A 13,833-nucleotide genomic window follows, 5' to 3' on the forward strand; every position below is an offset into this window, starting at 1 on the left:
TCTTTCAACACTGCGATAAACTGGCTTTATGCTAGCCACGCTCACCGGTCTGGGACTTTCCGCAGCCGCTGGACTGAACGCCTATATTCCTTTCCTTGTCGTGGCTTTGGTGGCGCGATTCACCGATGTCATTAATCTTCCCTCTGAATACGTCTGGATTGAGTCTCCCTGGGCTATCGGCATTGCCGCTGTGCTGCTGCTGGCGGAGATTTTTCTCGACAAGGTGCCTGCGGTCGATACCCTAAATGATGCAGTAGGAACCGTGATTCGTCCCCTCTCCGGAGGCCTGATTTTTGCAGCGACTTCCGCGGCGCAAAGCTTCGAGGAAAACTCTACCTTCATGACGGAAAACACGTGGATCGGAATCATCCTCGGAGTAGTCGTGGCGCTAATCGTCCATAGCGGAAAAGCGGTCAGCCGTCCGGTTTTAAACACGACAACCGCTGGTTTTGCCGCCCCCGTAGCCTCCGCCGGAGAAGACACCTTTTCGGTGGCCATGTCGCTCAGCGCGGTTTTCCTTCCGGTTCTTGTGATTGCCTTTCTGATTATCCTCGGTGGAATTTTGTTCGTTCTAATCCGAAAGACTTCCGCCCTAGCAACTCGTCGCGGCGCCAAAGACTCCGAAGTAGCTGAGGCAGACCCGCAATGACCACGGTTTTACCCGTGGAAGATAACTCCCAGATTCGAAATATTCTCAAAAGCTATCTGGAACGAGACCACTTTGACATCCTCGAAACTGGTGCCGGAAACTCTGCGGTGGCGATAGCCCGTGAGAGCACTCCGGACGTCATGTTGCTGGATTTGGGCCTTCCCGACCTCGACGGCCTGGAAGTCATGCGCCAGATACGCATATTTTCCGATGCCTTCATCATCGTTATTTCGGCTCGTAGCGAGGAAGTGGATCGCTTGGTGGGATTGAGTTCCGGGGCAGATGATTATGTGACGAAACCTTTTTCAGCGCGGGAAGTTATGGCTCGGATTCAGGCCTTGTTACGACGTCGTTCCATGTCAGCAACGCCCATCCCCGATACCGACGCTGGTGAAACCAAAGCATCTCCTACCACGCCTGTAAAGTCGCTCGATTCGACAAGTTCTGAAACCGCGATTTTCGGTGGTATCACGATTAATTCCCTCACTCGCGAAGTGACTCGTCACGGAGATCCGATATCACTCAGCGCTCTGGAATTCGACCTGTTGTGGGCCCTGAGCTAAAACCCGGGATACGTCTTGTCGCGCGAGCAGCTCCTGAAAAAAGTGTGGGGCTACGACTATGCTCTTGATGAACGAGTAGTTGACACTCAAATCCGTAACCTGCGAAAACATCTTGGTGATGATGCCGCGAACCCCACGGTTATCGGCACTATGCGCGGGGTGGGCTATAAATTCCTGCCTTTTCGGGAGGCCTCATGAATGACACGACAGTCACTGGAACCGACTCCGCGGAAAACCTAAAACCGAGTCACCTGCGTCTTTCCACTAAGCTGGTGATCTCTCACCTCGCCGTGGCGGTGGTTGCCATCGGCGCCAGCTTTCTTATGGTGAAAGCGCTCTCCCCACAGCTATTCGCGCGGATGACCCACATGTCGGGGATGGGACGCGGCAGGCGGGCGATGCTCGAAGAAGGCGGTTCTGTTGGACAAGTCGGACCACTCGGACCGGCTCCGCAAAGTATGGGAGCCGCTTTTACCTCGGCCATCAACAATGGTCTCATCTGGGGCCTAGTACTGGCCGTGGGGGTCGCTCTGTTGCTGAGCCTCCTGGCGGTGCGTCAATTGTTGTGCTCTTTTCGGAGCCTGTCGCGCACCACGCGCCTTTTAGCCGCCGGTCAATACCAAGAACACATCAGTCCGCCTCGCGAACCGGAACTCGCCAAACTGGCAGCGGACATTAACGGCTTGGGAGCGGCCTTGGCACAAACTGAGCAGCGTCGCACGCAACTGTTGAGCGAAGTTGCCCATGAAATGCGCACTCCGTTGACCGTTTTAGAGGGAAATCTGGAGGGAATCCAAGACGGGGTGTTTTCCCTTGATGCGGAGCGGATTGCTACCATGCAAGCTGAAATTGCACGCCTCCAAGACTTGTCCCAAGATTTCAGTATGCTGTCGCGTTCGGAAGAGGGCCGCTGGGATTTGGATTGTAAGCCCGTGGAAATCTCGCGAATTGTGAAAGAATCCGTGGAGCGTTTTCGCGAAGCCGTTAAAGCGAAAGGGATAGACCTCAGGGTTGAGGATGAAGCACCTCGAACGACCCTGAACGCAGACGAGAAACGCCTCGTTCAGGTATTTTCAAACCTGTTGAACAATGCGCTTCGCGCTACCCCGAGGGAGGGACTGTCACAGTCAAGACGACAGCAGCTCCCCCACCTACTGGAACGGACGGTACAGATTCTCTTTCAGCAAGTGCTTCCTCGGTCACTCCCGGTAACCGCTGGGTCTCCGTCAGTGTCACCGACACCGGTATTGGACTGAGCAGTACAGAACTTTCCCGCGTGTTTCAACGCTTTTTCCGCGGCGCTGCTACCCATGACCAGCCCGGCTCCGGCATCGGATTGACCATTACCAAAAGCCTGGTGGAAGCCCACGGCGGGCGGGTTACTGCCGCTTCCGCGGGGGCAGGTCAGGGCGCTACTTTTACTGTCCTCTTGCACAGCGCGGCCCCATACCCCCGCGGATAGCGCCAGGTGTCTGACCTGTTGATTGGAGTTGTTCCATTCGGTCACACACCCCGTTCTGGTTTTCATCAATCGGCCCGTCGCAAACCCCATCGCCATTGGTGTCGCAAGGCATCTGCCAATCGCAGGTTCCGTCCCCATCTCGGCCGCAAGGCAAGTTACCATCGCTCCTCGCACGGTCGCCCAGAGCCAGGCCTTGCCCTTGGAAGCCGCGGCCGCAGTTTGGCACGGACTCACGAAGGATGCGGACGAAAACGGACGGATTCCCTGGAAAGTTTTGAGGCCGACTTCTTGAATCGACTGGCCTGCCACAGCGCCGCCATTGAAGGCTCAACCTTGGATGCGCTGCAAACTCAACTCGTGCTTGAAGGCGAGTTTGTACCCGCCGATAACAAAGAATTGTCCGATATGTTTGCCGTTCGCGGGGTCGCGGAAGGCTATGACTGGGCACGACGAGAGATGGCAAAGGGGCGCCGGATTGATGCGGAGTTCATCAAGGACATTCACGAGCGCACCGCCCTTGATGCCCAACCGCGAGTGCGCGGCACCTATCGCGTTGCTGCGGAGCGAATTGTCGGTGCCCCGTTCCGCCCTCCCCCACCGATTGAAATTGCGCCGGACATAGAACTGCTTTTAGAACAGTTTGCCGCTTCCTCCCAGCATCCTTTGGTGTCGGCAGCGGCTTTTCACGCCATGTTCGAGATGGTTCACCCGTTCCTGGACGGTAACGGGCGGGTCGGTCGAACCGTGTTGAACCTGATGCTACTCAAGGCTGGTCTACCTGCGGTGGCGTTGAAGTCCAACAACCGTCTGGCTTACCTGGAAACGCTGGCCGCCTGGCAAACAACCGGAAACGGCGCGGATTTCATTGCAATCCTTACCGAAAATGTCGAGGCGGAGCTCGAGGCTCGCCGCGAAATTCTTACTGAATCCATGGGATAAAACTGACCGCCGGGGTCTTCCCCGACGGTCAGTAAATCGCTAACTACTACGCTTTGAGGTACCGCGCGAAGAAGGCGAGCACGTCGTCCTGGACCTCTCTCCAATAGGCCTTGGCGTGGTGGTTTTCATCCACGAAACGGGTGGTGACGGGGACACCGGCTTGGACGAGTGCGGCGGAAAAGTCCAAAGCCTCCTTGGCCGGCACCAGTTCGTTCAAGGCATTCGCAAGGAACATCGGACCAGATTTTACGCTCACGTGGTGCAAAGGTGAACCCTCTTTGTAACGATCGGTCAAATGCGGGTCGTCTTGGTCAAAGAAGCTCGTGACGAACCACACGAAGAACTCGTTGACTGGGCCAATCGGGCCGGCGTCCCCAAAGCGCTCCGGAGTGGCAGCCTTTATCTCCGGCGGTGCCATCGGCTTCGTCTTGCCGTGCGCATGCATCCAGCCGTCAATGTTGAAGATGCCAGAAACAGAAGCGGTGGGAATTCCGAACTTGTTTGCGAGCTCTACCGCCATGGTTCCGCCGACTGAGTAGCCGTAAGCGCCAATACGCTCGTGGTCGAAGGCCAGGTCGCTGGCCTGCAACCATTCGTAAGCAGAAAACACGTCGTTGTAGGCGGCGGGGAACTTTGCAACGTCGTTGAGCCGATAATTCGGCACTGCCACCAGGTAGCCGTTTTCTGCGAACCAAGTCGCAATATCGGCGTCCGCGCTCTTGTCTCCACCGAACCAGCCGCCGCCGTGGACCAGGATAATCGCCGCGCGCTTCGACACTTCCCCACCGTCGGGCTCGTAGATATCCAAGCTCAGCCCGTTTTCTGAATCGAAAATCACATCTTTAGTCGTTGTAATACTCATGAAACTCCTCTCGACACTTTTCAGTCTATGCCCCTTTGAAACGTCCTGCCCCCACTTAGTCACATTTTTTAGACCCCTAAAAAGAGTTCAAAACGACCCTACCAGGCAATTTACCAAGCCCTACCGGTCGGTAAAGGTTTTGAACGTTTATAGCAACCAAGACTCAGGCACGTTTGGAGGAAATACCTCCCAGTATTCCTCCGCCTCTGCCTCGAGTTCCGTGCGCTCCCCCAGGCTGGCTTCGTCTCGCAAAGCAATGGAGTGAAATCCTGCTTCATTGGCAACTCTCACTGCATAAAGCGCGTCTTCGAATACCCAGGTTTCCCCAGGTTCAGACCCCATCGACTCGGCGGCCTGCAGAATCATCGTGGGTTCGCGCTTGTGCAAACCGGTTTCTGTAGAAGCGAAAACCTCTTGAAAATACTGCATGATTCCGAGGCGTTCAAAGGCGGCGCGAATCAGCAGCTCCGAACCGGAACTGACCAAGGTCATGGGAACTTCTCGCACCCCCAAGGCCTCCAGAAACTCGCGAACGCCGGGTTTGAGACCGACTTCCTCGCGATAATCGGTGTAAACCGTGTCCTTTATCCCATGAACAACCTCGGCCACACTCAGATCCAGACCAAAACGTCCCCGGATGAGATGGGCGGATTCCTCAAGGGTTAGCTCGAAAAACTCATCTCCCAGATTTTCATCGGCTCTCACCCCGTAGTGTCCGAGGAATTTTGCCGCCGCACCGCGCCAAATCGGCATGGTGTCAAGCAGGGTTCCATCAACATCAAAAATCGCGCCTTTAATCATGTCTTCAGGATACCGCCTCCGAACTTAATGCCGTCGTCTCCTCGCGTTCCGGCGTCGCCTTCTTGGCGGAGTCACCAAGTCTCTCCCGCAATTGCCCAATCAATATCGCAATCCCCATCGTGATGACCATATCCGGAAGGGTGTTGCCGAGGATGAAGTCCACGTTCATCAAGAGCCGATAGATAATGAAGCCGGCCACCCATATCAAGAGGTTTACCCAGTCGAAAGACTGCTTGGAGTAGTCGCGCTTCAAAATAAAGAAGTCCACAATCAGGATGGCGATCATCGGGGCAAACACCGAGCCGATGAGATACAGGAACGGGGTGATGTTATCCATGTTGAAAGCCATTGCGGCCGCGGTTCCAAGAGCGGTGGCTCCAAGTGCGACATATTTCCCATTGAGCTTCGGGACGATAGCGACGCTGGAAATCCCTGCTGACCAGGCATAAAGGAAGGTGGTAGTTACCGTGGAGAACACAATAATCAGCAACGCCGCAACTCCGAGCCCCGCTTTCAACATCATCTGCGCGATATCGGATGTGCCAGCAAAGATGGCGGCGGCAAGGCCAATCACATACATCCACATGCTGACCAGTCCATAGACGACCGTGCTGACCGCGGTGGCCGCAACCGGACGTGCCGTCTCGCGAGTATAGTCCGAAATCAACGGTAGCCAGGACAAAGGCATCGCAATTGACAATTCCAAGGCCGCCCCGAAACTCATGGCCTCCGGGCTTACGCCAACGGGAATTCCCCCTGAAAACACTCCCACGGAAAGAATTACCGTGAGGATAAAGAGGCCTGCCATCGCGACAATGTTCACTGGACCGAGCCTCGTCACTCCGATGCCTATCCACGGGGCAATGAACGCCCCGATAATCAGTACCCACGCCCAGTTCCCCAGCGCAAAGATGCCGTTAGCGGCCAAAACGGCATCGTAAATCATGATGGAAGTCCACCCCAAGAGCTGCAAGACATTGAGTCCCGCAAAGAGCCAAGCACCCTTGGAACCAAAGGAGATTTTAGTGGTGTTCATGGCGCTTTTACGCGTTTTCCCGCCAATATATCCGGCCAGGAAGAGAAAGGTGCAACCGATGAGGTGCCCGAGCAAAATGGCGAGCAGTCCGTTGGTGAAACCCAACGGTGCAAAGTAGGTACCGGTCAGGATTTCTGCCACCGAAAGTCCGGCACCGAACCAAATTAGCCCGTTTTCCAGCAGGTTCGCGCGTTTTGTACCAGCAGGTACAGATTGGGTGGTGGTTGCGGTTTCTGTTTCAGAAGCCAGCAGTGTGTCAGTCATTAGTTTCCTCTCCAAGATCCAGAAGTTTAGTTCATACCTTCAGCAAAACGACCGCGAAGGTCGAAGGCATGGTTCATTGGTCCGCTTCCCGCGCCCAAATCAAGCCCGTAACCGAGCTCTCCGGTAATAAAGTCCTTGGCGCATTCAATGGATTGACCGAGGTCAAAGCCTTTAGCAAGGTTGGCAGCAATCGCGGAAGATAAGGTGCAGCCGGTTCCGTGGGTGTTATTCGTGTCGATACGCTCTCCCTCGAACCAGCGATAATCACCGCCTGCTAAGAGTAAATCATTGGCGTCATTCAAGTGGTGACCGCCCTTGAGCAAGACCGCGGTGTGATATGTTTCGCTGATTTCTTTGGCGGCTGCAATCATGTCATCGGGAGTTTGTATCGGTCGTTCCACAAGGGCTTCGCCCTCCGGAAGATTCGGAGTGATGAGCTCCGAGAGCCCAAACAGCTCCGCTTTCAACACGGATATGGCATCGTCGCTAATCAGCTTCGATCCGGAAGTCGAGACCATAACCGGATCGGTCACGACATGCCCCGCCTCCATGTCGTCTTGACCCACATGGACACCATCCGCGTTCATCTCGAGGGCAATCTCTACATTGTCGTTTACCAAAAAAGGCACCCTGCGGCTGTGGCAAAGCGCCTGAATCTCCACGGCTTCGCGGTAAAAGTCATCGTGTTCAAGTGTTTTTTCACGTAGCTGGATAAAACTCGCGCCGCCGTTGATTGCCGCACTCACGTCGCCAAGAAGGCTCCTTCCATCCAGCCACCGCCGGTCAGTCACGGCGTAAAGTGTGAGCGCCTTAGTGAACTCTTCACGGCTCCAAGTGGCAGTTTCGTTTTTCCTAGCGTTCTTCACAGCGAGTCATCCGATCCAAAGTCGCTCCGTCGAGATGGTAAAGTGCGTCAATAATGCGCTTAGCGAAAGTAGCATTGCCGTCACCCTCAAGTTGGCGCGACCAGCCAATTTCCCCGGCAATACCCATCGTAGCCACTGCCGCAGCCAGGGCTTCCAAGCGATTGTCCGGATTCGCAATCAGGAAGGCGGTGGCGATGCCGGAAAGTTGACAACCGGTACCGGCAACGCGCCCCATTTCGGCTCGCCCGTTGCGAATCACGAAACATTTGTCGCCGTCGGTCACGAGGTCAATTGCGCCAGTAACCGCGAGTAAAGTTTTGTGCTCGCGGGCGAAATTCTTGGCAAATTCGACGCTGGTTTCGAGATTCTCGTCGGTAACCGCATCGGCTACGTCTGCATCCACGCCCTTGGTGGTGCCGGAGCCAGAAGCGAGAGTTTTAACTTCTGACATATTGCCGCGCACCGCCGTGAGATGAAGTTTTTCAAGCAGCGACACCGCCGTTTCGGTTCGGATGGCGAAGGCTCCGGCTCCCACCGGATCGAGCAAGACAACATGGCCGAGCTCACTGGCGCGCATTCCGGCACGATGCATGGCCTTTATGGAACGTTTGTTCAACGTGCCGATGTTGAGGTTTATTCCCCCGCAAATCGCCGTGATTTCAACGGCGTCTCTGGGGTCATCGGCCATGACAGGGCTCGCTCCGATTGCCAGAATTGCGTTGGCGACATCGTTGACGGTGACATAGTTAGTGATGTTGTGCACGAGCGGACCGGTTTCCCCCACTCGGTCCAAAATGTTTCCGAACATTTCGGCTCCTTCTCTTCGTCTGGTGACGATATGAAAAATCGGCGGAATGCCAACGCATCCGCCAACCGAAGCCGACCTATTGTCCCTACGTTGGCATTATCCACATCAGGTTCAGGGTCGGAACGGTGTCAGTTCCCTCTCAGCGCGCTGCCGCGAGCTCCCCTTTGTCGGTTTCATCATATACACGCTTTTCCCGAGGGCCTGACCGCACGATCTCAAGTTGACAGTAATTTTGTTTATGAATTCAATCATTTTCGAGAGGATTCAAGTCCGAATTATCCGGCTACAATGAGAGTGATGAAGCGTCGTCGTGTTCTGGTAATTTCTTTGATTGTCCTGGCTTTTGCCATGGTCGCGCTAGCCGCCGTCCTCATGCATGTGTTGCGGGTGCAGGTGGTTCTAAGCGGAGATTCTGACCTGAAAGTTAATGTGGGCCAGCCTTACCACGAGCCGGGAGCCAAAGCGTTCTTAGGTTCCTCCAGTCTTCCCCTGCGCCTTGCTGACCTGGAAGTGCGTTCTTCCGGCAAGGTAGACACCAACAAGTTGGGTGAATATCGGCTCAAGTATTCCGCTAACTGGCTCTTCTTTGAGTCCTCCTCCACGCGCCGAGTGCTCGTGGTGGACACTACCGCTCCGGAGCTAACCCTCAAGGGGAATGCGGAGGTGACCATCAATGCTGGTTCGGATTTCACCGATCCGGGCTGTTCGGCAGTAGACAATCTCGATGGGGATTTGAGCCAGAAAATCAAGACAAACGGCCAGATTGACACGCTCACCGTTGGTGACTATGTCTTGAACTATGAGGTGAAAGACGGTTCCGGTAATACCGCCACTGCCAAACGAACCGTGAAAGTCGTTCCGGTAAAACAGGTCAGCCAAGTTAACCCCGGACACAAAGTAGTCTATCTAACCTTTGATGACGGACCGAGCCGCTACACCGGCGCGCTCCTCGATGCCCTGGCGGCCCGCAATGTTCACGTCACTTTCTTCGTGACGGGTTCCGGCGATCCCGCTCTGATTGGGCGCGCCGCGAGAGAGGGCCACACGGTCGGTATCCACACTTTCTCTCATGATTACAAGAAAATCTACGCCAGTAAGGCGGCCTATCTGGATGATTTGAACGCTATCAACAGTGTCATTGCCGCCCAGACCGGATCTCCGACCCACATCATGCGTTTCCCCGGCGGCTCTTCCAACACGGTAAGTTCTTTCAATCCCGGGATTATGACGACTTTGACGCGAGACCTCACCAACATGGGGTACTACTATTTCGATTGGAATGTGGAAAGCGGGGACGCCGGTCGGGTCAAGACTTCCGATGCGGTGTTCAACAATGTCATTGCCGGAATTCAGCGCCACGATGTCTCAGTGGTTCTCCAACATGATTCCCACGGTTTCAGCACGGAAGCGGTCGGGCGCATTGTTGACTGGGGAATTTCCCACGGCTACACGTTCCTCCCCCTAGACGAAACCAGCCCCCAAGCTCACCAACGGGTCGCGAACTGAGGTTTACGCCAGTTCAATGTCGGTTTTGTCGAAATCAGAGCCTTTGAAAAGCAGTGGCTCGCCGCATTGCTTTACGGCGGCATACGTAAGGCAGTCTCCGAAGTTGAGTTTTGCCGGATGGTTTCCCTTGCCATATCTAGCGAAAGCCTTCCCCGCGTGTTTGGCTGTCTCACTGTCGAAGGGCAAGACCTCGATTCCGAACTCATCGAGAAGTCCCCACGCATCCCGACGAGCCTTCTCATAATTATTTGCGGAATATTTGCGCTGTGCAACCTGTAGAAACTCCGCAACCGTAGCAGCTGAAATCATCACGATTGAGGACTCAGACATTTTCCGTGCAAACGAGTCAGCTTCTTCTTCGTTCATCAGAACACAAATTAACGCCGAAGTATCGACAATCATGCAGGTAACCCGTCCTCGTCGTAAAGAATTTCCCCATGCGGACGCGGGTCGGTCACCTTCCAACTGGAAAATTCAGCCTGATATTTCTTCAAAATAGCCATCCGCTTGGCGACGCGTTCCTCCTCGGCAGCCTCCAGCCTTTCGAGCTCCCCGCGCAATCCATCTTTGACGGCTTCCGTGATGGAGACACGCTTGAGGCTCGCCACGCGCCTAGCAAGCTCATCGGTTTCGGGATCTTTAATGCTCAGTACCATGCCACAATTGTACGAGGTAGAAACGTTTTAATCTAGGTAGAAAATTTCGGTGTTGCCTTGGCTCACGCCAGCAATCATCCCTCAGCAGGGTCTAGCTTATCCGGCGCGTCCTCGGCATCAGCCGCTCCGGTGTCCCCGCGTCGAGTTACCTTCGGCCCCTTGCGTTCCAGGTAGGATTTGGTTTCAGCAAAGATGACTCCGGAAAGTGCCAGCAAACCGATGAGGTTTGGAATCGCCATCATGCCGTTCAGGGTGTCGGAGATGTCCCACACAAACTTGATGCCCGCGTTCGACCCCGCATAAGCCCCGAGGACGCAAACGAGCGAAAACACGATGCGGTAAGCCATCACGGCAATCCTGGAGGCGCGATCCGAACCGCGGAACAGGTATTCGAGGCTCTTTTCCCCGTAATACGACCAGCCGAGAATGGTGGAGAAAGCGAACAGGGCAAGCCCAATTGTGAGCCCCCAGCCACCCCACTGCCCGGGCAGGCCGTGGTTGAAAGCGGCGATAGTCAAGGCCGCGCCTTCATACTTCGGATTTTCCCCTACTCCGTCAGTCCAGATGCCGGTAGTCAAAACGACCATCGCGGTTAGAGTACAGATGATGATGGTATCCACGAAGACCTCGAATACTCCCCACATGCCCTGCTCCACGGGCTCTTTCGTGTTGGAAGCCGAGTGGGCAATCGGTGCCGAGCCGAGACCGGCCTCGTTGGAGAACACACCGCGAGCCACGCCCTTTTGGATCGCCATCATGATGGTGTAGCCCGCCACGCCACCCACCGCGGCCTGCGGATTGAAGGCAGCGTAGAAGATGAGGCCGAGCGTCGGGATGATTTGGTTCGCGTTTACCACGAGCAGAACGAGGGATAACAGGATATAGAAGATTGCCATAAACGGCACGAGCTTCTCGGTCACTCGCGCAATGGATTTGATGCCACCAATGATGACGGTCGCGGTGACGGCGGCAAGCACAATCCCCACCACCAGCGGATCCCATCCGAAACTCGTCTCAAAGGCAGTAGCAATAGAAGATACTTGGGAAATGTTGCCAATCCCGAAACTCGCCAAGGTGGCGAGAACCGCGAAAATAGTTGCGAGCCACCCCCAATTGAGGCCGTTCTTGATGTAATACATCGGACCACCAACGTTTTGTCCCTTAGCATTCTTTTCGCGGAACTTGATGGCCAAGACGATTTCGCCGAACTTTGTCATCATCCCGAAAAAGGCAGACAGCCACATCCAGAACACCGCCCCGGGACCGCCGGCGGTAATCGCGGTGGCGACGCCGACAATGTTGCCAGTTCCGACCGTCGAAGCCAGAGCGGTTGAAACGGCTTGGAACGGGGAAATATTCGTCTCATCAGCCTTGTCACCTTGGCGGCGCAGCAACTTGCCGAGAGTCGAGCGCATCGCGAAGCCAAACTTGGTGACTTGGAAGAACTTGGTGCGGATGGTGAGGTAGATGCCGGTTCCCACGAGGAGGGCGAGCATATAGGGCCCCCATACAATGGAGTTTAGTTGGGCATTAATATCTAGGATAATCTTCACAATTGTCGCCTTTTGCCGAAGTTGTTTGAAATCATATCCTTAGGCGATACTTATTCACAAATACGCATATTTATGCCACAGCATCATCGAGGTTCCCTGAGGCGACACGAAACCTACATTACTGCCCTACTCCGTCGCGAGAATTTATCACTAAGGCTCGCCCGAAGCCGATAGTGACTTGGGCTGATTCTCCGAGGATCTCATTGCTGACCCCGCGGGTGGAACCGGCTGACAGGGTAAAGTCTTCGACCTCATATTTCACTCCGGTAAGACCGAGACCCTTTACCTCATCACTTTGCGGAATTACTCCGAGATACTGATATCTCCCCCGAGGCACCTCGTGAGTGCCCGGCCCGAGCAGCCGCACGCGATTGATGCCATCAAAGAAACTCACCGAGACTTGCGACTCGCAATATTTCTCGAGAATTGCAAGGTTTCCCAGAGTGTGGTCGAGTCTTCCGGCCAGACCTCCCATAACATCGATAACCTCAAAACCTCGGCTAGCGGCATAGTCCACGGCGGCTTCCGAATCGGTAACGTTCTTCTCGGCGGGTAGTACTACGACCTTGGCACTCCCCTCTGAGCTCGAATTCTGCTCCTCTAAATCGTTTTCCGCGGTTTTTCCGTCGAGGTCCGCGTGAACCACCCTCCCCGCAGGAGCCACCGAAGAATCGAAGTCTCCCAGATACACGTCCACATCTAGCCCGAGCCGCTTGGCAGCAACCTGGCCGGAATCGGCGCAAATCACGAAGTTATAGCCGTCTAGGCTCTCTCTTTCGATTAAATCCAGTCCCTCAACTCGCCCGACGACGACTAAACAACGTTTCACAAAAAGAGTTTACTGCTGGGGCCTCGTGGCACGTGGCTCCGGAGCGGGAGCCGGTCGCTGTTCTCCCGCTTTCACCGCCGTAAACAGCGAGTTGCGCAACTCCGTCATCGCATCGTTGACCCCACCGGGATTGGAGGGGAGCATCAGGGTTTGAGTGTTGGAGGCCTTCGCCACCTCTTGAAGGGTGTCAAAGTACTGGGTCAACAAGAGCATTTCTTGAGCCTCCGCGCCGATACCGGCATCACGCAAGGACTCGTACTGCTCCACGAGGCCGTCCACAATGGCTTTACGCTGAGCCGCAATACCCTCACCTTGGAGGCGTTTGTATTCCGCATCAGCCTCGGCCTGCTTCACAATCTTGATTTTTTCCGCTTCGGCGAGGCTGATAGCGGCTTCGCGCTCCCGCTGGGCGGCGTTAATGGAGTTCATCGAGGCGCGCACTGTCGGATCCGGGTTGATGTCGGTGACGAGTGTGTTGATGATGGCGAAACCATAGGCATTCATCGCCGCAGACAGCGTGGTTTCCACGTCTTGCGCAATCTGGTCTTTGGAGGAAAACGCGTCATCAAGGTCGAGTTTAGCCAGCGAAGTACGCACGCGGTCATAGACGTATGACTGAATCTGGCGTTCCGGGTTCGCCAGACGGTAGTAGGAGTCGGCGACGCTCTGGACCTGGTATTGCACCGAGACAGGAATCGTCACAAAGACATTGTCCTTGGTCTTGGTTTCCACCACGGAGTCGAGTTGCATAATCCGCAGGGGGACTTTCTTGGCGATACGATCCACAATCGGAATTTTTATTCGCAAACCGGGCAGAGCCACTTTGTGGAATTTACCGAAACGTTCAATGATGTAGTTGGTTTGCTGTTTCACCACGTAGATCGAGCCGGTCGCGAGAAAAATAATCAGGAGAACCACAATCAGTCCGATGATGAAACTCATCATCCCACCAGCAAGGGTAACAAGAGCTTCCATGTTTAACCTTTCAATCAACTATCCACTGCCAACACTTTCACTTTACCTTTAAATCGATAAATTA

General features: G+C 54.9%; 15 protein-coding genes and 2 pseudogenes. 7 read left to right on the forward strand and 10 right to left on the reverse strand.

Annotation, left to right across the window (positions count from 1 at the left end; all coding sequences use genetic code 11):
• Positions 1 to 28: 28 nt before the first annotated feature.
• The 6 genes and pseudogenes from FYJ63_RS08615 (at position 29) to FYJ63_RS08635 (ending at position 3,613) form a co-directional block, all read left to right on the forward strand.
• Entirely contained in the window at positions 29 to 649 is a 621-nt protein-coding gene (locus tag FYJ63_RS08615; protein WP_154545773.1) for a DUF4126 domain-containing protein, read from the forward strand.
• Entirely contained in the window at positions 646 to 1,212 is a 567-nt protein-coding gene (locus FYJ63_RS08620; RefSeq protein ID WP_229770090.1) for a response regulator, read from the forward strand. The genes FYJ63_RS08615 and FYJ63_RS08620 overlap by 4 nt, the downstream gene beginning before the upstream one ends.
• Before the next feature lie 12 nt (positions 1,213 to 1,224).
• A pseudogene (locus tag FYJ63_RS11235) lies at positions 1,225 to 1,410 on the forward strand (winged helix-turn-helix domain-containing protein); the annotation flags it as partial.
• 260 nt (positions 1,411 to 1,670) lie between these two features.
• Positions 1,671 to 2,108 (forward strand): annotated as a pseudogene (locus tag FYJ63_RS11540) (histidine kinase dimerization/phospho-acceptor domain-containing protein); the annotation flags it as partial.
• Between the two features lie 173 nt (positions 2,109 to 2,281).
• Positions 2,282 to 2,674, forward strand: coding sequence for a sensor histidine kinase (locus tag FYJ63_RS11545; protein ID WP_277028059.1), 393 nt, complete (start codon positions 2,282 to 2,284; stop codon positions 2,672 to 2,674).
• Positions 2,675 to 2,893: 219 nt separating this feature from the next.
• Entirely contained in the window at positions 2,894 to 3,613 is a 720-nt protein-coding gene (locus tag FYJ63_RS08635; RefSeq protein ID WP_154545777.1) for a Fic family protein, read from the forward strand.
• A gap of 46 nt (positions 3,614 to 3,659) precedes the next feature.
• Here FYJ63_RS08635 and FYJ63_RS08640 read toward each other — a convergent pair whose 3' ends face one another.
• The 5 genes from FYJ63_RS08640 to thiM all read right to left on the reverse strand — a co-directional run bounded on the left by FYJ63_RS08640 (position 3,660) and on the right by thiM (position 8,250).
• A complete protein-coding gene (locus tag FYJ63_RS08640; protein ID WP_154545779.1) occupies positions 3,660 to 4,475 on the reverse strand; it encodes an alpha/beta hydrolase in 816 nt (271 codons plus the stop codon).
• Positions 4,476 to 4,622: 147 nt separating this feature from the next.
• Positions 4,623 to 5,276 carry an HAD family hydrolase gene (locus FYJ63_RS08645; protein ID WP_154545781.1) on the reverse strand — a complete coding sequence of 218 codons (654 nt, stop codon included), beginning with the start codon at positions 5,274 to 5,276 and terminating at the stop codon, positions 4,623 to 4,625.
• 4 nt (positions 5,277 to 5,280) lie between these two features.
• Positions 5,281 to 6,576 carry a putative hydroxymethylpyrimidine transporter CytX gene (gene cytX / locus FYJ63_RS08650; RefSeq protein WP_154545783.1) on the reverse strand — a complete coding sequence of 432 codons (1,296 nt, stop codon included), beginning with the start codon at positions 6,574 to 6,576 and terminating at the stop codon, positions 5,281 to 5,283.
• 26 nt (positions 6,577 to 6,602) lie between these two features.
• Positions 6,603 to 7,442: a PfkB family carbohydrate kinase gene (locus FYJ63_RS11450; protein ID WP_338106896.1), complete on the reverse strand. Its 840-nt coding sequence runs from the start codon at positions 7,440 to 7,442 to the stop codon at positions 6,603 to 6,605.
• Positions 7,429 to 8,250 carry a hydroxyethylthiazole kinase gene (gene thiM / locus FYJ63_RS08660; RefSeq protein ID WP_154545785.1) on the reverse strand — a complete coding sequence of 274 codons (822 nt, stop codon included), beginning with the start codon at positions 8,248 to 8,250 and terminating at the stop codon, positions 7,429 to 7,431. Before thiM ends, FYJ63_RS11450 begins: the two co-directional genes overlap by 14 nt.
• A 297-nt stretch (positions 8,251 to 8,547) precedes the next feature.
• Between thiM and FYJ63_RS08665 the strand changes: the two genes are divergently transcribed.
• A complete protein-coding gene (locus FYJ63_RS08665; protein ID WP_195839373.1) occupies positions 8,548 to 9,756 on the forward strand; it encodes a polysaccharide deacetylase family protein in 1,209 nt (402 codons plus the stop codon).
• 3 nt (positions 9,757 to 9,759) lie between these two features.
• On the opposite strand, the gene FYJ63_RS08670 is transcribed toward FYJ63_RS08665, so the two are convergent.
• From FYJ63_RS08670 to FYJ63_RS08690, 5 genes are all read right to left on the reverse strand, one after another.
• A complete protein-coding gene (locus FYJ63_RS08670; RefSeq protein WP_154545789.1) occupies positions 9,760 to 10,158 on the reverse strand; it encodes a type II toxin-antitoxin system VapC family toxin in 399 nt (132 codons plus the stop codon).
• Positions 10,155 to 10,412, reverse strand: a complete 258-nt coding sequence (locus tag FYJ63_RS08675) for a type II toxin-antitoxin system VapB family antitoxin (protein WP_154545792.1) — start codon at positions 10,410 to 10,412, stop codon at positions 10,155 to 10,157. The genes FYJ63_RS08670 and FYJ63_RS08675 overlap by 4 nt, the downstream gene beginning before the upstream one ends.
• A gap of 74 nt (positions 10,413 to 10,486) precedes the next feature.
• Positions 10,487 to 11,965 (reverse strand): alanine/glycine:cation symporter family protein, encoded by a 1,479-nt coding sequence (locus tag FYJ63_RS08680; RefSeq protein WP_277028048.1) that lies wholly within the window; start codon positions 11,963 to 11,965, stop codon positions 10,487 to 10,489.
• A 118-nt stretch (positions 11,966 to 12,083) separates the two neighbouring features.
• Complete coding sequence (locus tag FYJ63_RS08685) at positions 12,084 to 12,794, reverse strand: thiamine diphosphokinase (RefSeq protein ID WP_338106897.1); 711 nt, start codon at positions 12,792 to 12,794, stop codon at positions 12,084 to 12,086.
• A gap of 9 nt (positions 12,795 to 12,803) precedes the next feature.
• Positions 12,804 to 13,769: an SPFH domain-containing protein gene (locus tag FYJ63_RS08690; RefSeq protein ID WP_154545794.1), complete on the reverse strand. Its 966-nt coding sequence runs from the start codon at positions 13,767 to 13,769 to the stop codon at positions 12,804 to 12,806.
• Positions 13,770 to 13,833 lie beyond the last annotated feature (64 nt).

Source organism: Mobiluncus porci, assembly GCF_009695935.1.
Taxonomy (GTDB): Bacteria; Actinomycetota; Actinomycetes; order Actinomycetales; family Actinomycetaceae; genus Mobiluncus; species Mobiluncus porci.